The following is a 20,873-nucleotide window of genomic DNA, read 5'->3' as shown; positions in this document are numbered from 1 at the left end:
TGGCCCCAAGATCGCCGCACAGGCCCTCCGGTCACAGCAGCTGCTGTTGGACGAATCCTGCCAGCAGCACGACGAAGCCACCGATCTCTCCTACGATCAGCGCGACCATGAACGTTGTGGTGCCGCGAACAGGTTGGCGGATCTGATTATCGGTATCGCGACGCCAACCGTGATAGACGTACGTTGCGATCGCCGCAACAAAGAACGCGACGGTGGTGCCCGCCGCGACGAGATTCGTGATCGTCGGCCAGCCACTCAACTCGACGAACACTGCGATAAGCAATGTCGCGAAGGCATAGAGCAGTGCGGCGCGGTGAGCGGTGTCCACGTAGGGATGAGCCACACCTTCTTCCGAGCCGACCATTTGCCGGTATTTCCATACGCCGAACACCGGTGCGGCAAGGAAGATCAGCCCGCCCCACAACAGCACCATTGTGGTGTCGGTACCCAGCGCAGGTCCGTTACTCATGATCAGCCGCCAGGAATGGCCTCAACATCGCGTAAGCCTGTTCGGGGCAGTCGTCATGGAGGGAGTGCCCGCCACCTGGCACGATATGTGCCTGCACATTCGGTATCCGTGAAGTGAACCGTTCGAGCAGGCTCGGCGGGAAGTAGCGGTCCTGGTCGCCCCACAGCACCTGGGTGGGTGCCTGCACCAGGTGCAGGTCGCGCTCGGTGTCGGTCCACCGGACCGACCGTTCCACCGCGAGCATGTCCCGCAGTCTGGCCGCGCGCCCTAGCGGTGACCGCATCATTCGCACGTATTCGCGAATCCGTTCATCCGGAACGCGATCACGGTGAGCGAAAGATTTGTTCAGCATGTGCCGCACCGCCGCGGTGGTCATCAGGTGAACGGCGATTTCGCCTAGCACGGGAAGCCGCGCCAGTCGGAACTCCCACACGTCGGTGACGTCCACTCCTGCCGGGGCGATCAAGGCGAGCCGGGTCACTCGGTCTGGGTGCAATTCGGCGAACCGCAACGCGAAACCGCCGCCCCACGAATGCCCGAGGATCGCTACCGAATTCACGCCGACAGCGTCGAGAAAGCCGGGAATGGAGTGGGCGATGGCATCAGCGTCGTACCCGAACGTTGGGTCGAGAACCTCCGTGCGGCCCTGGCCCGGCGGGTCCAGCGCGTAGACAGTGTGATGCTGGGCCAGGGCGCTGATCAGTGCCTCGAAGGTGAGTTTCCAACCACCACTGCCCGCGAGGAGCAGCAACGACGAGCCGCTGCCAGCTCGCGCGTAGTGAAACCGCGCCACCGCGGTGTCCACGACAGCCTCGGTGACCGCGGGCGAGGACGTGTAATCCCGCCTCGGCGCACGCGCCCCGTCACCCAGTCGGCCCGGTGGTGGATCGCTCCGCACCATCTCGCACGCCTCCCGATGAAGTCGAACTCGGTCGTTCGAATTATCTATGCGCCGAGGCTACCACAATTCGAACATCACTGTTCGAGTTGCGGCCCGGTGCGGCACTCGGGGTTGATCGGGATGGCGCATTCGACCGGGTGCTGTCGTCGATGATGTTCCATCACCTCGACAAGGATGTGAAAGCGCAGCGACCGCCAGGGTGCTGTGTGTACCGTGCGCCAGCGGCTGCGGCACTGGCGTCACGTCGGCGTTTACGCTTGGGAGCTGGCGCTCACGCTGGATCGGCCGTCGGCATGTATGCCGATAGCAGGGTCGTGGTGATGAGGTGTGCTGCGTCGTGGTCGGTGATGCGGCCTGCGGCGATCTCTCCGGCTGCACCATGGACGACACTGTGATAGACCGCGACCATCCATGAGATCGGCAGGTCGTCGCGGAACACGCCTTCCTTTCGGCCTCGTTCGATGAGGCGGTGGACGCGTTGCATCGGAAGGTCGTGCGCGGCGCGGATGCGTTCGGCGGGAAGATGATTCTGCGCGGCCAGCAGTAGTGAGCGGAACTGGTCGATGATTTTCCAGGAGGCCTCGACCAGTCGGGCGAGGGCCTCGCGGGGGTCGCCGCCGATGTCGATCGCGTCGAGTGCGTGATCGCTGCCGGTAACGGCGCGGGTGAAGACTGCGTCGATCAGTTCGGTGCGTGAGGCGAAGTGCCCGTAGAGGGTGACGCGGCCGACGCCTGCTCGCTTGGCGATGGCGCTGATGTTCGCATCCGGGTCGGCGATCAGGCATTCCTGGGCGGCGTCGAGGATCGCCGCGATATTGCGCCGGGCATCGGCGCGTTTGGCCTGCGCTGTGTGTTCGGTGCGCGTTGCCGACATCGGGAGGTCACCTCTTTTCGAACAAGCCCGTACAGGTTGTGCTGCCACTGTAGCCCGGCCGCGGGCCAGCCCGGACCGCGTCGGCGAATGACCCGACTCACTACCGCATCACCCTTTTCGTACACGAGTGTTCGAGTTACAGTCAGTAGATAACTCGAACATCTATGTTCAACTTAGGAGGAGGGTCATGCATTCGCAGACATCTGCCAACCAAGGTCACGACGTGGAATCACCTGTGGATCCGCGCAGGTGGCGGGCATTGGCGGTGCTCGCGATCGCCCAATTCATGCTCATCCTGGACATCACCGTGGTAACGGTGGCGCTGCCGGATATCGGACAGGACCTCGAGCTGACGCGGGCCGCGACCACCTGGGTGATCACCGCCTACACGCTGCTGTTCGGTGGGCTGATGATCTTTGGCGGTCGCGCGGCCGATCTGTTCGGCGCCCGCCGGATGGTACTGCTCGGTCTGGCGGTGTTCACCGGATCCTCGTTGCTGGCCGGATTGGCGATGAACGCGCCGATGCTGGTGAGCGGCCGGATCGGTCAGGGCGTCGGCGCGGCGCTGCTGTCGCCCGCGGCAATGTCGATAGTGACCACCACATTTCACGGCACCGAACGCAACAAAGCCCTCGGGGTCTGGGGCGCGCTCGGTGGCAGCGGCGCCGCGGTGGGAGTCCTGGCCGGCGGCTTGTTGACTGCGGGTCCGGGCTGGGAATGGATCTTCTTTGTCAACGTGCCTGTCGGTGCCGTGCTGCTCGCGGTAATCACAAAGGTGGTGGCTGATCGGCCCGGCCAGCGCGGAGCCGGCATCGATGTGCCTGGAGCGGTGCTGGTCACCGCGGCCGCTGGGGCAGCGATCTTCGGGCTGATCAACGCCGGTGACGAAGGCTGGGCAGACGCGTCCACGTTGGTCACGCTGGCAGCGGCTGTCGTAGTCGGTGCGGTCTTCCTCGCCTATCAATTCCGCGCCACCGATCCGCTGCTCGACCCGCGTCTGCTGATGCGCCGCCCCGTCGCGGCCGGCGTGGTGTTGATGTTCGTCGCGACCGGACTGCTGATCACCGGGTTCTTCCTCGGCTCGTTCTATCTGCAACAAGCTGAAGGGAACTCGGCGCTGGTCACCGGTCTGCTGTTTGTACCGGTCGCGCTGGGCACAATCGCCGGTGCGCACAATGCCGGTCACTTCATCGGCCGCTTCGGCTACCGTCCGGTCGGTATCGCCGGGCTGGCCGTCGCGGCGGTAGGAGCCGCGGTGCCCGTGCTCTGGAGTGACACAATTCCGCTGGTCGCCGGGCTCACGGTGGCAGCGGCTGGGCAAGGCGCCACGATTGTCACAGCGACCACCATCGCTTTGGCCAATGTCGAGCACCGCCAAGCCGGCGTGGCCTCCGGGCTGGTCAACACCTTCCATGAGGTCGGCTCGGCCTTCGGCGTCGCGGTGACCTCGACAATCGCCGCCGTCAGCCTGCGCACCCTCGGCGCTGACGCGAGTGGATTCACCAACGCCTTCACCGCCAGTGCCGTCCTCGCGATCGTCGTCGCAGTGGCCGCCGCGGCGTTCATCCCGGCAGGCAAACCGCCGGCAGGCCTTCGAGTCAGCGTGCACTGACCCAGCACAAGAGTCACGCAACGGAAGGAGCCGCAGCAATGGTTCAGCTGCACAAAGAATCCTCGGCCGCATCGAATTTGCCGGGTGTCGTCCGGAGAAACCTGATCCTGGGAGTGATGTGTCTTGCGCTGGTCGCTGTCATGGGGATGATGGCGTCGCTGATGGTCGCCGCACCTGCCATCGCGACCGGCCTGCAGGCGTCGCAGACGCAGGTGTTGTGGATCGTCAACGCCTACGGTGTCACCTTCGCCGGTCTGCTGCTTGTCGCCGGTGCACTCGGAGATCGTTACGGGCGCAAGGCAATGCTGGTCATCGGCCTCCTCGTCTTCGGCGCCTCCTCCACGGTGGTGCTGCTCATCGACGACGTCGCGACCATCATCGCGATGCGAGCCGTCGCCGGAATCGGCGCGGCGGCAGTCATGCCGACAACCCTATCGATCATCACCCACGTGTTCCCCCCGGACGAGCGGGCGCGCGCGGTCGGCATCTGGTCGGGTGTCACCGTCGGCGGCGCACTGATAGGCCTGCTCAGCGCGGGCGGCCTGCTCGAGGCGTTCTCCTGGCGCTCGGTGTTCGTCTTCAATGTCGTACTCACCGTCGTCACCCTGGCCGCCACCGGGCTGATTCCCGGCCAGAGACGTTCCGGCACAGACAGTGTCGACATCGGCGGCGGAGGGCTGTCCGTCCTGGCCATCGCATCGCTGGTATTCGGCATGATCGAAGGCCCAGAACTGGGATGGACCTCGACCAGGGTGGTGGCGACATTCGGCTCGGCCGCGGTCGGCACCGCGATCTTCATCGCCTGGGAATTGCGGCACCCCCGACCCCTGTTGGACCCGCGCCTGTTCCGCCACCGCGGGGTGGCCTCGGGAACCGCGGTCATCACCACCGAATCTCTGGCGATGTTCGGGTTCTTCTTCGTTGGACTGCAATTCCTGCAGATCATCAAGAACTACTCACCGCTGGACGCCGCCCTTGCCTTGCTGCCGATGGCCTTGGCGGCCATCGTGTTCTCACCGATCGTTCCCCTCCTGCACACCAGAATGGGCTACCGATTCGTGGTCGTTACCGGAATGGTCATGATCGGCGTCGGACTGCTGATGATGACGACCCTGACCGCGCACTCCTCCTATCTCCCGATCGGAATCGGCGTGTTCCTACTCGGCAGCGGCATCGCGTTCGCCGCCACCCCAGCCACCGAGGCCATCATGGACGCCCTGCCACCCGAACAGCACGGCGTCGCCTCCGCGCTGAACGACCTCACCCGCGAACTCGGCGGCGTCCTCGGAATCGCACTGTTGGGCAGCATCTTCAGCGACGGCTACCGCGACCGGATCACCGACACGACCGCGCAGCTGCCACCCGACATCGCCCGGGTTGCCGAGGACTCCCCCGCCGCGGCGGTAGCGATCGGGTCAGCAGCGCAAGCGCCTCCGCAGCTACTGGCCGGCGTGCTGGACAGCTTCCAGCACGGAATGTCCACCGCCCTGGCGGCAGGCATCCTCGTCGTTGTTGCCGGAGCCGTCTTCACGGCGGTCAGGAATGTCCGCCGCTCGTAACCCGCAGGGCACATCGCATACTGTGCGATCGGCACCCGCGATTGCCGTGCGAGCTTCGGTGTCACTGAATCAATGCGCTACGTGCCCCATGCCTGAGAGCCAACCAGGCAGCACAGGCCACGCCCTCCAGACCGTCAGGGGTTCTCTTCGAGAAATTCCCGGATACCGGGCGCGGTCACGCGCGCGAGGTCCTCCGCGGTGTGCAAGTCGCTCGATATCGACACCGCTGCCAAACGGCCATGAGGAAGTACTTTCGCGGCGCGTTCGGCCAACGCGGTGGGGTGGCGCGTGTCCGTGCCCGGGAACACCAGCGTCGGCGTCGTGATCGCGCCGAGTTCGGCGACGTCACGGAAAGATCGATCACGGCCGATGGCCGCGGCGGCGACGATGCTCGCTGGGTCCGATCGCGGTATCGCGTCACGCACCATAGCGCCGACCACCGGCGGGAACCCAGCAAGGATCGGCTCCCATCCTGCCTCGATGCCATCGGCCGCGACCCGATCGGCGAAAGCATCCAGGAACCGGATCTCCTCCTCTTTCGCCGCGTCATCCTCAATATCTTCGACGCCGATCAATACCGCCGCGCGGACCCGGTGCGGGTTTGCAGCGGCCATACGGAGCGTGATGGTCGAGCCCAGGCCGGCGCCACCGAGTGCCGCGACCGGCAAGCCGAGATGGTCCAGGAGGTGGACGATGTCGTCGGTGTACTGGGCCCAGGTGTGCCGCGCTGGATCGGTGCTGACCGACCGTCCGTAGCCGCACAGATCCGGCAGCACCACCGTGTGTCGATCGGCCAGCCGGGCGGCGAGCGGGAGCATGCTCTCATGATCCGGCCCGTCGGCGTGCATGAGGATCAGCGCGGGCCCGGCACCGATAACGGTGGCGTGCAACGGGCACCCATCGCCCCCGCGGTAGGTGAGTTTCGGCATGGGTGCAGCGTATGCGGTAGCGGGGTTGCGCCCAATACGCTGGCCGGACAGCTTGTATCGCGATTCGGACAGTAGCCGGTGAATCGAGCCGCTCGGCTATCGCTCGGATATCACCGACGCGGCCCGCGCTCGTTCGCCGGTGTCCAGGCGGCATCGAGGATCGCTTCACGTACCTCACGCCGATGGGCATCGACTGTCTCATTCCAGAGCCTGGGCATACCATCAGTATACGAATCGGCATTGCACGAACGGTATGTATTGACAGAGACAAGATGTATCGAAAAGATTGGTCGACGGTACGGGAGACGTCGACTCGATCAGGAGATGGATATGAAGGAAAGGCCTGCGCGACCACCCGCGAGCAGAGGGCGTGGCGGCACGCCGCGGTGGGTGATCATCAGCGCAATCGCTGTCGCGATCCTGGCGGTCGCTGTCGCGGTGATGATGCTCGTCGGCGGCGGCCAACACGGCCCCGGCAGGCACATGCCGAACGGGAGCAATAGCGACGGCAGTCACGTTCCCCCGCCGGGCGGCCATCGTCCGGGCAACGGCGTCTCGCTCAGTCCCGCCGCGAGCCTCGCGCCGCCGACAAGCGTTTCGACAGCCCCAGCCGGCCATGCGCCACAGCCGGGGGCACATGGCTGAGCATCGTTCCGATCATCGAGGGTGCCAATCGGGATGACAAACTCCGATGAAAGCACGGAGCACCGGCCAACCGCCCAGGTCACGGCAACTTCGTGCCGGCCGCGCGCCCTGAGTTACCGAATACGAGCTACTCGACGTTCCCGGGTCGCAGGCCTGCCAAGGTGACGATGACCAAACGGCGGACGGCTGCTTTCGATCGCAGCGAATTCGACGCCGACAGCGCCGAAAGGCAGTACTGGGCAAGCTCGTCGGCCGGCACATCCGCACGGACCACCCCTGCGGCAACACCCTCTACCAGCAGACCCCGCAGCAGCCCGCGCAGGTGGCGATGTGCCTCGACGGCATGGGCGCCCTGATGCAATACGGGCACCAATTCCCCGCCATGACGGGAGTAATCGATCATGGCATAAGTACTGAGCACTTTCTCGAGCCGCTGCTCGATATCCCCACCACGCGACACTATGGCGGCCAACTGCTCGAGATGCCCACCGATCCGGCGTTCGTGCCAAGCCCGCAGAATCGACTCGACATCCGGAAAGTACTTGTACAACGTGGCCCGGCCGATGCCGGTCGTCTCGGCGACCTGCGTCATGGTCACCGCCGCAAGACCGTGTTCAGCAACAAGCTCCGCCGTCGAGTCCATCAACGCGTCCCGCACAGCCTGGCGATGCGCGCTGACAGTCTCGTTCCACAGTTTGGGCACCGTCGGAGTATATCGAGGTCACATAGGCGTTTTTGCCCGCGCCGAGCATCAGCGCAGGAGGCAACCGACCGTTCGCGACTCCCGAGGATGCGGCACGGGTCACGGTCATCGCGAGCATGTCTTCCAACAAGCTCGACCATCATTCGATCCGAAGGCGCTCAGCACGTCACCGCGGAGCTCTGGCAAGAATTTGCGATACACTTCGTATTGTCCGCGACGTGATGTACGTTTCGCCTCATCCGGACGAGAAGGTGAACTTCAATGGCCCTCACGCAACGCTGGCGGCGATTCACCCTGCTGGCTCACATTGTGTCTTCGGTCGGGTGGATGGGGGCGGTCGCGCTCTACATCGCCCTGGCGATCGCTGTCATGGCCAACGCCGATCCGATGATCGTGCGAGGCGCTCTGACATCGATGCGCCTCGGTGTCTGGTACGTCATCATCCCGCTGGCCGCCCTGTCGCTGACCACGGGACTCATCGAAAGCCTGGGAACGAACTGGGGCCTGTTGCGGCACTACTGGGTGATATTCAAGCTGGTGCTCAATCTCATCGCGGTCACCGTGCTCGTCCTCTATACGCGCAGTATCGACTACTACGCAGAACTCGCCTCGTCCGCACCGTCATCGCAACCTATTGACGCCCTTCGTAACGCGACGCATCTTGTGCATTCAGCGGGCGGACTGGTGATACTGACCGCTGCCGCAGTGCTGTCGGTTTACAAACCCAAGGGAATGACGGGCTATGGGCAACGGCGCGCACAACGCACGCCCCAGCGCAAACCCGCCACAGAGTCCGTCACTGTTTCCGGGTGATCCGAAATCCATGTTCCGAACAGGACAACCTCAGGACGTGACAGCGATGCCGACCATCGAAGCCCGCATATCCACCGACCGCCCATCGCGCTATCTCCGCCAATTCTGCAAACACGCTGCTGCCATGGGCGCCTTGCGCGCTCGCGGTCAGCAACCACCCCGAGCCCGACATGGCCACCGCGATGCAATGCCCGAAGCTGGTCCGAACGGCCCCGATGGCATGCGCATCCACTCCGACTGGTCCGATACTTCGGGCACGGTTTCTTTCGATCCGGTGGGCCGATGCGTCTTACACGCCGAGGAAAACGCTCTGCTGGTACGCATCGAGGCTATCGATGCCCGTGTGCTGCAGCGAATTCGCGATATCGTCACACGTGATTTCGAACGATTCGGTCGTAACCAGCTCACCGTCGAATGGCACCCACTCGGCGGCGGGGACGCCGGTGCGGCTCGGCTCGCCCGGTGACCGGAAGTCATCTCCGTCTATCGCAGATACGCCGCTCGCGTATTTCGATATTCGTCCTTGTTGGCATCGCGACCCTAGCCGCCGCGCTGCACGCAGGTCCGGCGGGATTGGCTATCGTGAGCCTGGACACAATGAACTCAGGTGCAGCGCTCATCACCGTTCTCATCGGCAAAGTGCTCGTGGTGATCGGCTATCGAGTCGTTCGACTTCGACGCAGACGTCCAATGTCCGGTTCCGGTGATACTCCGATCCAGTGACCCCGGATGCTCTTGTCCGAACTGATCGAATGCTGAGATCGTCCAGTGCCGCACAGCATTGCCCGCGGGACCGACGGAGATCCGCCATGTCCGCCCAATAGTGCAGCCATCTGCATGTGCAGGCGCGTCCGGCGTCGTCACGCGGTCATCGCATCGGTAGCTGAACTCGACCCTGGTCGCTTCGGCTTCTTGCGCGGCGACTTAATCTCATGCTCGCATCACCGCCGCCGGGACCGACATCGCGCCGGATCGGGTGATCGGCATCCGCTGCGGGGCGGCAGACTAATCGGCGGATACATTGGCGCCCACCTGCACCCTCTCCCACCGGAGAAGGGACTGCCCCGGATCGTCGGTGGTGGCTTCGCAGTCCTGACCGCCGAGGGTTTACGCAGCTGAAGCGCTGTGACGAGTAGGCGTTCCCGGGGGTTTTGTCAGCGGGTTTGCGCTTTATCCGGTGGATTCCCGGCGGTTGTCGGGCCGACCGTACGGCGCGGTCGGCTCTATACTGGCGGCGTGGTCGACCAGCACCAGCGGCATTGCGCATCCGGGGTAGTCCGGGTGCTCGGCGTACTGGTGCTGCTGTTCGGCATTGCCGCTATGCATACGGGTGTGCTCGACACCCATCCCGGCTCCCAGCAGCTCCAGTTTGAGCACTCCAGTCTGCTGACGGGAGCGGCGGGTGCTCATGACGCGGCCGCGGCGGCCACCGTGAACGACGACCACATTGTTGGGCACTACGCCCTCCACGCGTGCGTATTCGTCCTATCTGCGGCGGCGTTCTCGGTGGGTCTCGTGCTGCTCTACCGGTTCGGCACCGACTCAGGCGAGCACTTGCCGAAAATTCTGCTCTGCCGATCTCAGCGCGAACGGCCACCGCCGTGGACGGCACCGTCTCTGGCTGAATTGTCGATTCTGCGGATCTGACAGGTTCTGGCCGCTTCCGTAGTCCGCGACCCGAAGCGGTCTCCTGTGCCCGCATCCCGCCCTGATCGCACTCCGCGGGATTCCCCACCACTCGTTGCGGGATACAGCGAGCCGTCCTTTCGACCGGAAGCGGCCCGTGCGCGGTTTCGCCACCGCGGTCAGGTCGACCAGATGCGCGCGCACTTCTCCTCGGAAGTTGAGCACATGGTGCGTCGGAAGCGAGCACGCCAGCCCGGTGCACACATGCTCGTCCGCCCCGAACAACCGCGGCCACGAAGGCGGCGATCCAGCCGGACGCACGTACGCGGCCCATCTGGTTGCACCACCCAACTCGACATCAGCCGGGGGCGCCACCCCCAGACCGGGAGCCCGACACCCGCGGTCCCGAACTGTTCGGCGCGGCACCCGGGCCATCACGAACTATGAAGAATCCCATGTCCTCCATAGAATTTCCGCCGTCCGCCCCGTTGACCCGGCGTGGATTTCTCGCTCTCGGGGCCGGTGCCACTGCGGCGGCCGCCCTGGCCGCCTGTTCTGATGGCGCGCAAGCCGCGCGCATACTCGTCGGGCCTGACTCCGATGCGGTCCGTGCGGCGGAAAGCAACCGCCGGGCAGCCTCGGCGACGGTGCGGGATGTGGCGCTGCGCGCCGAACCCAGCACTGTGGACCTCGGCGGAGTGCGGGTGCAGACCTGGACCTATGGCGGCAGGCTGCCGGGTCAGGAGATCCGGCTCTCCCGGGGGGAGGTGCTGCGCGCTGACTTCACCAACGCGCTGCCGGCACCGTCGACGATTCACTGGCACGGGATCGCGATGCGCAACGACATGGACGGGGCGCCAGGGGTCACCCAGCCCGAGATCGCCTCCGGCGGCGCGTTCCGTTACGAGTTCACCGTGCCAGACGCGGGCACCTACTTCTTCCATCCGCATGTCGGCGTTCAGCTCGACCGTGGCCTGTACGCGCCGCTGATCGTCGAAGACCCGGCCGACGGGAAGGACTACGACCTGGAGGCCGTCGTCGTGCTGGACGACTGGCTCGACGGGGTGAACGGCCGTGACCCGGACGCAGAGCTGCGGCAGCTGCGTGACAAAGGCATGGCCGGTATGGACATGGGTGGCTCCGGCGGCATGGACCACGGAGGCCACGGCGGTACAGGGATGGGCGGGTCGTCGACGATGGCGATGCCTACCGATCCCAACGCTCCCCTCGGCTCCGATGCCGGTGATGTGACCTACCCGTACTACCTGATCAACGGCCGGCTCGGCACCGACCCTGTGACCTTCACCGGCCGTCCCGGCCAGCGCATACGGCTGCGGATCATCAACGCCGCCTCCGACACGGCGTTCCGCGTCGCTCTCGGTGGCCACCAGATGCGGATCACGCACACCGACGGGTATCCGGTGCAACCGGTTACCGGTGCCAGTCTGCTGATCAGCATGGGGGAACGTTACGACGCGATCGTCGAGTTGGCCGACGGGGTTTTCCCGCTGGTCGCCGCAGCCGAAGGCAAAACAGGCCAAGCTTTCGCACTCGTTCGCACCAGCGGTGGCACCGCACCTGCGACGGATGTGCGGCCAGCAGAACTGTCCGCCCCGCCGATCACCGCCGACCGGCTTGTCGCGGCCGAGGCTGTGCGGCTGCCGGACCGCACGCCGAGCAAGACCCTCGATGTCACCCTCGGCTCGGACACCACGAAATACATCTGGACCATCAACGGCAAACAATTTCCCGACCACGCGATGCTGGATGTGACCCAGGGACAGCGGGTTCGGCTGCGATTCATCAACACCACGACGATGTTCCATCCCATGCACCTGCACGGCCACACCTTCCAGGTCGTCACTGCCTCCGGTACCGGACCTCGCAAGGACACCTCGATCGTGCTGCCCATGCAGACCCTCGAGGTGGACTTCGACACCGACAACCCCGGGCAGTGGATGGTGCACTGCCACAACATCTATCACGGCGAAGCCGGGATGATGAGCGTGCTGTCATACGTCCGCTGATCGGCAGCCGGTGGACGGAGACCGGGATCGCATGAGGCGGGTTGCTCACAAGCCGGGGCCTGGTCGTCCAGGACATGAATTGCGTCCTCACGACCAGGCCCGGCTTCGGGAGCGTCTGGATACCCCGGGGCATCTGTCAGACGGTTTCCGGTACGGCGTCCGGTGCGGGGCTGCGCATCGTGGCCGCTGCGATACCAGCACCGGCCAGGGCGATGACGGCCGCGCCCAGGAACGCTGCGGAGAAGCCATCGGTCAGCGTCGACAGATCGCCGAGCTCATCCGCGCCGAACGCGGTGGCGACCGCCGTCATCGCGGCCAGCCCGAGAGCGGAACCTACCTGGTAGCTGACATTGACGATCCCGGAGGCCAACCCGCCCTCTTCCGGCTGCGCCGCGGAGATGGCGGTACCGAGCGAAGGAATGAACGCCAACGACATGCCACCGGCGGCGACCAGCGACGCGGGCAGCACATCGGCCCAGAAGTTACCGGTCGGCCGCACCAGCGACATGATGCCCAGCCCCAGACCCAACACGACCAAGCCGGTCACGATCATCGGCTTAGCGCCGAAACGCTGCATCGCCCGCGGAGCAAGGACGATCATTCCGAGCATGATCAGCGTGGTCATCGGCAGCAACGCCGCACCCGAGGGGAAGGCGCTGTAGCCGAGCACCTGCTGCAAGTACAGATTCAGGAAGAACCACATCGGCACCCACGCCGCTCCCAGCAGTAGCTGAGCGATGTTGGCGGCAGCGAGGTTCGGCGCCCCGAAGATACCCAGCCGCATCAGCGGCTCATCGCGTCGGGACTGGACGAAGACGAAACCGGCGAGCAGCGCGGCCGCAGCGGCGAGGGCTGTCCAGGTTTCTCCCGAGTCCCAGCCGACCTCAGGTGCCCGGACGATACCGTAGACGGCCACGGCCAGTCCGGCGGTCACCGAGACCGCTCCGAGCAGATCGACCGAACCGGAACGCGCAGGCGCGCTCGGCATCAGGGCGGGCACGGCGATCAGAGCGAGAACCGCGATCGGGATGTTGATGTAGAAAACCCAAGGCCAGCTGATGTATTCGGTGATGACGCCACCGAGGAAGACACCCGCGGTACCGCCCGCCGGGGCCGCTGCGCCGTAAACAGCCAGCGCCTTCGTCAACTCCTGCGGCGAGGACCCGAACAGCATCATCAGCAACGTCAGCGCCGAAGGTGCGATCAGCGCCGCCCCAGCGCCCTGCACGGCGCGGCCGACCAGCTCGATGCCGACATTGCCTGCCGCCCCGGCGATCACCGAACCGATGAGCAAGACCAGCCAGCCAGCGCCGAACACCCGGCGGGCGCCCAGCAGATCCGACAGCCGTCCGCCGAGCAGCAACAGCCCGCCGAACGCGACGACATAGGCATTGAAGACCCAAGTCAAATTCTCCTGGGAGAACCCGAGCTCGGTCTGCATCTTCGGAAGCGCGATGCCGATGATCGAGGTGTCCATGATGACCATGAACTGAGCAGCGGCAATCACCGCGAGCGCCCACCACTTTCGCGTGGCGGATGCGGTTTGGATCGACATTTTCGTTTCACCTTTCCGGAACCAGTGCATCACATGGTGCACATACCCTACCCCCCTAAGGTATCTGACTGTCAAGGTCGCGTCTCCTACGGCTGCGAGCCGATGATCATCCACTCGTGCGAGTGGCCAGCAACCGCAAAGCGTCACCAGGATGACCGTCCACGAGCAGATTTTCGTCGGAGGCCGAGGCGGTGGAAGCCCACAGCCACCACCAAAGCGACCAGGCTCGTCTCCGCTTGGGCACCGACGATGTTCCTGCTCTTCGGTGCCGAGCTGTTCGTCGGCAACCAGCTCGTCGGCAAGCTGGCACCCTGATCTCGCTCCGGCTCGACCGCCTCATTGTGAAAACACGCGGCGGGCGACCGGGCTCCGGGCGCCCGCCCTCGTTGGTTGCCAGACGCAGCGATCGATCAGCGCCGAGTGGCGCTCGCGGCTTCTCCGTGCGAGCGATTCATCTGTACCGAGGCAGGATCAACTGGCGCCGGTTCCGGCGCCGTCCGGTCGGCGACTTCAGGGCCGATCTCGTAGAGCTGCGCTTGTTCGCCTTCTCGTGCGAGGCGAGCGGCGGACGCACGGTCGAGCCGGTGCAACGCGGCAGCGGCGAATGCCCCGATCGCGCTGAGCCCGGCCCACACCGCCCAATCCGCACCGGCAGCCCGCGCGGCCCCGACGACAGCGCCGGTGGCGAGATTGCCCGCCAGGATACCGACGCCGACGATGGTGTTATAGAACCCGTAATGGGTTGCCACCAACTTGCCCCCGGCGAGTGATACGACGGTGTCCATCTCGAAGGGAAACACCGCCGCGGTGCCGACGGCCAGCAACGCAGTCGAGGCCAGCAGCGCGACGACCGCGGCGGCGACGCCGAAGCGACCGGATCCGGGGACGACCAGAACGGGCAGGAACGACGCGCCCAGTATCGCCATACCGACTACGAGACTGCGGCCGGTTCCCCAGCGTGCTTTGAACCATGCCGTAATCCGCAGCTGTCCGGCGACGGCCACGACACCGGAAACGACGAACAACGCCGACACCAGTACCTGGGACCGCGCGCCGGCCACGTACTCGGCCTGCAGCGGCAACGCAAGGTAAATCTGGAACGACAGCACATACGAGCCGATCATCGCCAGCGAGAACCAGATGAACCTGCGGTTCGCGGCCACGGTGCGCCAACTGTCGAGCACCGAGGCATGCTCGGAACCGGTCTGGCCGCGGCGAGGCGGGAGCGCGAACAGCTGCGCCACTGTCAGCGCCGCGAACACCAGCGCCGCGGCCGCCGCGGTCACTCGGAAGTCCAGCGCCATCAACACCAACCCCACCAGCGGTCCGGCCAGGATGCCGGCTTGATAGAAGATATTGAATACAGCGAACGCTTCCACGCGGCGTTCGCCGGTGTCGGCGGCCAGGTATGCGCGCACGGCCGGATTGAACAGCGCTCCCGCGAATCCGGTCGCTGCGGAAGCAATCAACAGGCCGGGCAGCGAGGTGGCGAATACCAGCAGTGCGAAACCGCCGGTGCGCAGAAGACACCCTGCGACGATCAGGGGTTTGTAGCCAAGTCGGTCGGCGAGCGTGCCGCCGATGAGGAACATGCCCTGTTGGGAGAAGTTGCGCACGCCGAGCACCAATCCGACCGCCCATGCGGCCAGCCCGAGCGGTCCGGCCAGGTAGCCGGCCAGGTACGGCATCAACATGTAGAACCCGAGATTGATGCCGAACTGGTTGACCATCAGCAGTCGCGCGGCGAGGTCGAAGCTGCGAAACTTCCGGAACACGGTCACGGTGCGGTGTCTCCTGCAGGGGTATGGGGAGCTACGACAGTGCTGCAGCGGGTCCACGAGTGCACCACCCGCGCGGCAGGATGTTCGATGACATCCGGTTCGATCGGTGGGTCGGCATCGAGCAGGCCATGCTCGTCGCAGTAGCTGTCGTTGTAGATGGTGTCGAAATAGCGTTGCGGCCCGTCCGGGAATACCGCCGCGATCCGCGTGTCCGCTGAGTGGGTGCGCGCCGCCCACCCGGCGACCAACGCGACAGCGCCGACGCTCCATCCACCGGTGGCGTGATGCGTGCCCGCCAGAGTCCGGCAAGCCCACACCGCCTCCGACGGCGCCACCCAATGCACCTCATCGAATGCGCCGTAGTCGACATTCCTCGGGAAGATGCTCGAACCCAGGCCCCGCATCAGTCTGGGGCCCGCGGGCTGGCCGAAGATCGTGGAGGCGACGGTGTCCACCCCGATCAGCTTCATGTCCGGGTTGGACCGGCGCAACACCCGCGCCACCCCGGCCGAATGACCGCCGGTTCCGACCGCGCACACCAGCACATCCACCGATCCCAACTGCTGGATCACCTCCAGCCCCAGGGATTCGTAGCCGTCGACATTGTCGGGATTGTTGTACTGGTCAGGGCACCAGGCACCGGGCTCGAGGGCCACCAATTCGGCGACGCGGTCGCGGCGTGCCTGCTGCCAGCCGCCACTGGGATGCGGCTCACCCACGATCTCGACCCGCGCCCCATAGGCCGCGAGCATGCGCGCCACGATCGGCTCGAGACCCGGATCGGTGACCACGGTCACCGGATGCCGATATACCGTTCCCGCCAGCGCCAACCCCAACCCGAGAGTGCCACTCGTCGACTCGATGATGCGCGCCCCGGGTGCCAGATCACCTCGCTCCTTGGCGCGCCGCACCATATGCAGCGCGGGCCGATCCTTCATACCCCCAGGATTGAATCCCTCCAATTTGGCCCAGAATCCCCGCCCGGCGGGCGCCAACGGCGCACCCACCCACAGGACCGGTGTATTGCCGACCAGAGAGCTCGGCTCCCCCGCGACCACCGGAGCCGCAGAAGTCTCGGCGAGCTTGCCGAAGACCACGTTGTTCATGACTGTCGCTTTCTGTATCCGAACCGCCACAAGCGACGGTGAGACGTTGAGCAGGCAGCGAACACCGGCCGACAACACAACAAAGTCGGCCTGGCGCTGACCGATCAGCGTCGGGAGATACAGAACCTGGCGAGAATGTCTTGCCCGTTCAGCACGGGTGCGCGGGCTACCGGCGGTCCCCGAACGCCACCGACGCCCGCGGACATGAGGAACGCGGCACCGACCACAGCGGCTCCCGCCAGGGCCAGCCACAGCAACGGCAGCAGAAGTCCCGCCGCCGCGGGCAGCATCGACTTCACGATGCAATGGGTCATGTGCTGATCACAGTCATCTTTCGCATGACCGATCGCGCGGTCGGAGTGATGATCATGCGAAGCACTCGCCGAAGCGTTCGCGGTGGCGGCACCCAGGTGCAGGTGTTCCGCACCGCCGAGCAGCGCGCAGTCGATCATCGGGGCGACCAGCAGGACCGCCATCAGCAGTCCCACCAACGACCCACGCCGCAGCCGACCCACCAGCGTCACACTGCGCCACCTGCGGAAACGAAGCGATCGGAGCATGCGCGGGCCAAGGGCCGAGTCGAGAGGCGGCACGTCGGCAAATCAGCCACCATCCACAACGTTGCCGCCTCTTCGCCACAATCGGCGTGGTCAACCATTGCCTTCACCCGTACCACCTCCATTCATCGAAACCATCGGCGACAGACAATTCCCGCGTCGTAGATGCGACATCACGGAAGCAAGACCGACATCCTCGCGAAACAATCTACTACCTACATCCATAGTCTCTCGGCCCTGTGATGAGATCCACCCGATCACGTCGGCGAAACATAGCTCCTCGACATTCCCCTACGACCCTGCGCCAAACCGCCTGATAAGGCGCTTTGCGCCCACCCGGCCCTGCGACGCCACTCTGCGGCAAACAGCGATTGCGTGAACGTCAGTGCAAGCGTATAGCTAGCTCACCTGCTGAGCTTCTCCGTAGACCAGGACTGGCGCCCGCCTGATCATGTGGTAAGCCACCGCCCGCGCCCGTCGACGCGGCGGCATCGGCATCGGCATCGGCATCGGCCTGACCCAATCTCGCGCGTCCTCGTCGCAGCCCACGTGGCCGAATCTGGGCGCAACGACGGGCTGTCGCCGGACCAGCCTTACCGTCCCACTCCGCTCACCGGAGCCGTCCCGGTCGCCTCCCCATCAATCCATCCAGCGGCGCGTTCTCGGCTCAGGCTGCCAGCCCTGTTGTCCTTACGCCCGCCCGCGGCTCCACAGCGCTGAGCAGCCAACTTGCCATATACCCCCCGGGGGTATATTTTTTCCCGTGTCCCGCTGACAACAACAGGAGGATCACGAAAATGAGCACCTCGAACCACACCCACGACGCCACTCACGCCGCCCATGGCCATCATGTGAGCCACGGCGCGCACGCCGCCTCGGCCGTTCATGCCGGTCACGGCTCACATGCGCAGATCGGCCACCACGCCACCCCCACCGCCGGTCACTCCGGTCACGACGCTGCGGCTTTTCCCGGCGGACTGCTGATCACCCAGGACGGGTACTCGCTCGAACTGCAGGACACCGTGCTGCAGCCCGGCGAGATCGACTTCCGGTTCCGTATCACCGGTCCGGACGGGCGGCCCGTCACCGACTACACCCCCATTCACGACAGAGACCTGCATCTGATCGTTGTTCGTCGTGAATTGACCGGATTCTGGCATGTCCATCCGCGGCTCGGCGCCGACGGCATCTGGTCGGTGCGTCTGAATCTGCCTGAAGCCGGGGCTTATCGGGTCTTCACCGATATCGCACCCCGCGCCCTGGGCCGCACCATCACTCTCGGAGCGGACCTCGCCGTCGCCGGAACGTATGCCCCGCTCCCGATTCCCGCCCCGGCCCGCATCACCGTCGTGGACGGCTACGAGATCGAACTACGCGGCGAACTCACCACAGGCGACGGAAGCCTTCTCGCCCTCACCGTCCGCAAAGACGGCACTCCGGTCACCGACCTGCAGCCCTACCTCGCGGCCTTCGGGCACCTCGTCGTCATCCGGGCCGGCGACCTGGCCTATGTCCACGTCCACCCCAACGGCGAACCCGGTGACGGAGTGACCGCCCCGGGCCCGGATATCACCTTCCACACCGCCGCACCCGGGCCCGGGATCTACCGTGCATTCCTCGACTTCAAGCACGAAGGAATCGTCCGCACGGCGGCCTTCACCCTGCCCGCCGGCACACCCCAGCGGCACTGACCATCAAACCGAGCCCGCCGACCCCGCGACCACACACCAAGGAGTCCCCATGTGCGGCTGTCGTTGCCCATCGACTCGTGCCCCACCACCCCTACCCACTCCAAGGAAGTGCTTCGGAGATGATCACCTCGTTGTTCACCCAGCGTGACTATCTGCGCCTGTTCACCGCCCAGGTGTCGGCCCTGTTCGGCACCGGATTGACCACCGTCGCCCTGGGACTGCTCGCATACGAACTCGCAGGAGCCGACGCGGCCGCCGTCCTCGGCACCGCACTGACCATCAAGATGCTGGTCTACGTAACCATCGCACCGATCGCGGCCGCCTATGCCAACCGGTTCCCCCGCAGGCTGTTCCTGGTCGGGCTCAATATGATTCGCGCCGCGGTGGTGTTGGCACTACCGTTCATCGACCAGGTCTGGCAGATCTATCTGCTCATCGCGGTGCTGCAAACCGCGTCGGCCGCGTTCACCCCCACCTACCAGGCCGTCATCCCGGACATCCTGCCCGACGAGCGCGACTACACCAAGGCACTGTCAGCCGCCCAACTGGCCGCGACGATGGAAACGCTGCTGAGCCCGATGCTGGCCGCGGTAGCACTGGCAGTCATCAGCTTCCACTGGCTGTTCGTGGGGACCGCCATCGGATTCACGATCTCGGCCGCCCTGGTGATCACCACCCGCATCCCGGACGCGCGGACCACCACCGAGGGCACCTTCGGAGAACGGATCACGGTAGGCATCCGCATCTTCGCCGCAACGCCGCGGCTGCGCGGGCTGCTGGGCCTCAACCTGGTAGTCGCCGCCGCGGGCTCGGTGATCATGGTCAACACCGTCAACTACGTGCGTGACACCCTCGGCGGAACACAGTCGGGGGTGGCGACGCTACTGGCCGCGAACGGTTTGGGCACCATGATCGTCGCACTGTTGCTGCCCCGCGTTCTCGAACGCCGCGACGCGCGGCCGGTGATGCTGGCGGGCGCCGCCACCCTGCTCGCCGGACTCGGATCCGCCATCGCGTTGTCGACCGCAAGCAGCGGCGACTGGCGATGGGGCGCCGCGATCGCGGTGTGGGCAGTGGTCGGCGCGGGAACAGCGGCGGTGCTCACCCCGACCGGTCAGGTGCTGCGGCGCTCGTCGCGGCCCGCCGACCGGCCCGCGCTCTTCGCCGCTCAGTTCTCGCTCTCCCACCTGGCCTGGCTGATCACCTACCCGATCGCCGGATGGCTGACCACCGCCACCGGGTACACCACAACCTGGATGACACTGGCCCTACTCGCCGGTACCGGGATCACCGTCGCGCTACGGATGTGGCCGCGCCACGATCCGGCCCAGCTGACCCACCTACACGAGGTCGGCTCCATCGACCCGGGCAGGCTCACCGACGCCATCCGGGTCGACGAACGCCACTACCAGCACACTCACGTGTACGTCATCGACCCCGAGCACCCCCGCTGGCCCACACCAGCGACGCGCCCACACACGCTCGCCGCATGACGGCTTCGCCGTCCACACCGGCGGTCGCGCGGCAACGCGACCGCCGTAGCGGCTTGACCCCTCATCCGAGAGGCAGCGCCAGAGCACACCCGGCCGCCCGGACAGGCGCCGCCACCTCAACGAGCAATATCGCGAAACCACACCACACCGGCCACAAGCGACGCCACACAACATGGTTCGAAGGCCAATGGAGGTTGTCATGAGTCAAGCGGCTCGCTACTCCGGGCACCGCATTGCCGCTGACGCAACCGTCGCCGCCACACCCCCGAAGCCGGGCATCTCACTGCTCGATCGCTAATTCGCCACCAAGGCGGACGCAGCAGGCCCCTCCCGGCTGGATCGCGGGCCCGGACTTCAAGGCACCGCCGACTGGTCCGGGATTTCGTTGACCTGGACGCCGTGGAGGGGTCTATCTCGCTAAAGGTGTTTCCGGCGGTTTCTCTCAGTAGGTTCGGGCGTCGGGCCAGCGGTCGGCGAAGGTGATCGCGAACGCGTTGACCGCGGGCTTCCACCGCATGGTCCATCGTGCTCG

The 20,873-nt window shown here is 65.7% G+C and carries 17 protein-coding genes; 8 read left to right on the top strand and 9 right to left on the bottom strand.

From position 1 onward, the window contains the following. Positions 1 to 31 precede the first annotated feature (31 nt). The 3 genes from HOV91_RS28900 to HOV91_RS28890 form a co-directional block, all read right to left on the bottom strand. Positions 32 to 469, bottom strand: coding sequence for a hypothetical protein (locus HOV91_RS28900; protein WP_043735327.1), 438 nt, complete (start codon positions 467 to 469; stop codon positions 32 to 34). Continuing rightward, positions 462 to 1,370: an alpha/beta fold hydrolase gene (locus tag HOV91_RS28895; protein ID WP_043735323.1), complete on the bottom strand. Its 909-nt coding sequence runs from the start codon at positions 1,368 to 1,370 to the stop codon at positions 462 to 464. The genes HOV91_RS28900 and HOV91_RS28895 overlap by 8 nt, the downstream gene beginning before the upstream one ends. A gap of 271 nt (positions 1,371 to 1,641) precedes the next feature. After that, positions 1,642 to 2,244: a TetR/AcrR family transcriptional regulator gene (locus HOV91_RS28890; protein ID WP_043735321.1), complete on the bottom strand. Its 603-nt coding sequence runs from the start codon at positions 2,242 to 2,244 to the stop codon at positions 1,642 to 1,644. Between the two features lie 223 nt (positions 2,245 to 2,467). Here HOV91_RS28890 and HOV91_RS28885 point away from each other — a divergent pair, with 223 nt between their 5' ends. Both HOV91_RS28885 and HOV91_RS28880 read left to right on the top strand, forming a co-directional pair. Then, the gene (locus HOV91_RS28885; RefSeq protein ID WP_043735319.1) at positions 2,468 to 3,856 is read left to right on the top strand and encodes an MFS transporter; all 1,389 of its coding nucleotides are present in this window, start codon (positions 2,468 to 2,470) and stop codon (positions 3,854 to 3,856) included. A gap of 38 nt (positions 3,857 to 3,894) precedes the next feature. After that, entirely contained in the window at positions 3,895 to 5,415 is a 1,521-nt protein-coding gene (locus HOV91_RS28880; RefSeq protein WP_051047120.1) for an MFS transporter, read from the top strand. Positions 5,416 to 5,549: 134 nt separating this feature from the next. Here the strand turns inward: HOV91_RS28880 and HOV91_RS28875 are convergent, their stop codons facing one another. Together HOV91_RS28875 and HOV91_RS28870 are read right to left on the bottom strand one after the other, a co-directional pair. Further along, a complete protein-coding gene (locus HOV91_RS28875) occupies positions 5,550 to 6,344 on the bottom strand; it encodes an alpha/beta fold hydrolase (RefSeq protein WP_043735316.1) in 795 nt (264 codons plus the stop codon). Positions 6,345 to 7,116: 772 nt separating this feature from the next. Further along, entirely contained in the window at positions 7,117 to 7,692 is a 576-nt protein-coding gene (locus HOV91_RS28870) for a TetR/AcrR family transcriptional regulator (protein ID WP_043734965.1), read from the bottom strand. Positions 7,693 to 7,953: 261 nt separating this feature from the next. On the opposite strand from HOV91_RS28870, the gene HOV91_RS28865 reads away from it, so the two are divergent. From HOV91_RS28865 to HOV91_RS28850, 4 genes are all read left to right on the top strand, one after another. Beyond that, on the top strand, positions 7,954 to 8,505 hold the full coding sequence (locus HOV91_RS28865; RefSeq protein ID WP_043734966.1) for a hypothetical protein: 552 nt from the start codon (positions 7,954 to 7,956) through the stop codon (positions 8,503 to 8,505). 46 nt (positions 8,506 to 8,551) lie between these two features. Beyond that, the gene (locus HOV91_RS28860) at positions 8,552 to 8,971 is read left to right on the top strand and encodes a DUF2218 domain-containing protein (RefSeq protein WP_157227393.1); all 420 of its coding nucleotides are present in this window, start codon (positions 8,552 to 8,554) and stop codon (positions 8,969 to 8,971) included. 770 nt (positions 8,972 to 9,741) lie between these two features. Beyond that, positions 9,742 to 10,152 (top strand): DUF6153 family protein, encoded by a 411-nt coding sequence (locus HOV91_RS28855; protein ID WP_083887727.1) that lies wholly within the window; start codon positions 9,742 to 9,744, stop codon positions 10,150 to 10,152. Between the two features lie 434 nt (positions 10,153 to 10,586). Next, positions 10,587 to 12,158 (top strand): multicopper oxidase family protein, encoded by a 1,572-nt coding sequence (locus tag HOV91_RS28850; RefSeq protein WP_043730893.1) that lies wholly within the window; start codon positions 10,587 to 10,589, stop codon positions 12,156 to 12,158. Positions 12,159 to 12,294: 136 nt separating this feature from the next. Here HOV91_RS28850 and HOV91_RS28845 read toward each other — a convergent pair whose 3' ends face one another. The 4 genes from HOV91_RS28845 to lpqS form a co-directional block, all read right to left on the bottom strand. After that, a complete protein-coding gene (locus HOV91_RS28845) occupies positions 12,295 to 13,713 on the bottom strand; it encodes an MFS transporter (RefSeq protein WP_043730887.1) in 1,419 nt (472 codons plus the stop codon). A gap of 410 nt (positions 13,714 to 14,123) precedes the next feature. Then, on the bottom strand, positions 14,124 to 15,494 hold the full coding sequence (locus tag HOV91_RS28840; protein ID WP_086007528.1) for an MFS transporter: 1,371 nt from the start codon (positions 15,492 to 15,494) through the stop codon (positions 14,124 to 14,126). Further along, positions 15,491 to 16,600: a PLP-dependent cysteine synthase family protein gene (locus HOV91_RS28835; protein ID WP_043730885.1), complete on the bottom strand. Its 1,110-nt coding sequence runs from the start codon at positions 16,598 to 16,600 to the stop codon at positions 15,491 to 15,493. The genes HOV91_RS28840 and HOV91_RS28835 overlap by 4 nt, the downstream gene beginning before the upstream one ends. 104 nt (positions 16,601 to 16,704) lie before the next feature. Then, a complete protein-coding gene (gene lpqS, locus HOV91_RS28830) occupies positions 16,705 to 17,124 on the bottom strand; it encodes a putative copper homeostasis (lipo)protein LpqS (RefSeq protein ID WP_043730882.1) in 420 nt (139 codons plus the stop codon). Positions 17,125 to 17,954: 830 nt separating this feature from the next. On the opposite strand from lpqS, the gene HOV91_RS28825 reads away from it, so the two are divergent. Together HOV91_RS28825 and HOV91_RS28820 are read left to right on the top strand one after the other, a co-directional pair. Next, positions 17,955 to 18,848, top strand: coding sequence for a DUF8832 domain-containing protein (locus HOV91_RS28825; protein WP_043730879.1), 894 nt, complete (start codon positions 17,955 to 17,957; stop codon positions 18,846 to 18,848). A 119-nt stretch (positions 18,849 to 18,967) separates the two neighbouring features. After that, complete coding sequence (locus HOV91_RS28820) at positions 18,968 to 20,341, top strand: MFS transporter (protein WP_043730877.1); 1,374 nt, start codon at positions 18,968 to 18,970, stop codon at positions 20,339 to 20,341. Positions 20,342 to 20,873 lie beyond the last annotated feature (532 nt).

It is taken from the genome of Nocardia barduliensis (assembly GCF_013315795.1).
GTDB classification, from domain to species: Bacteria; Actinomycetota; Actinomycetes; order Mycobacteriales; family Mycobacteriaceae; genus Nocardia; species Nocardia barduliensis.
The sequence above is the reverse complement of the archived record's forward strand: the minus strand, read 5'-3'. Positions and strand labels throughout refer to the sequence as shown.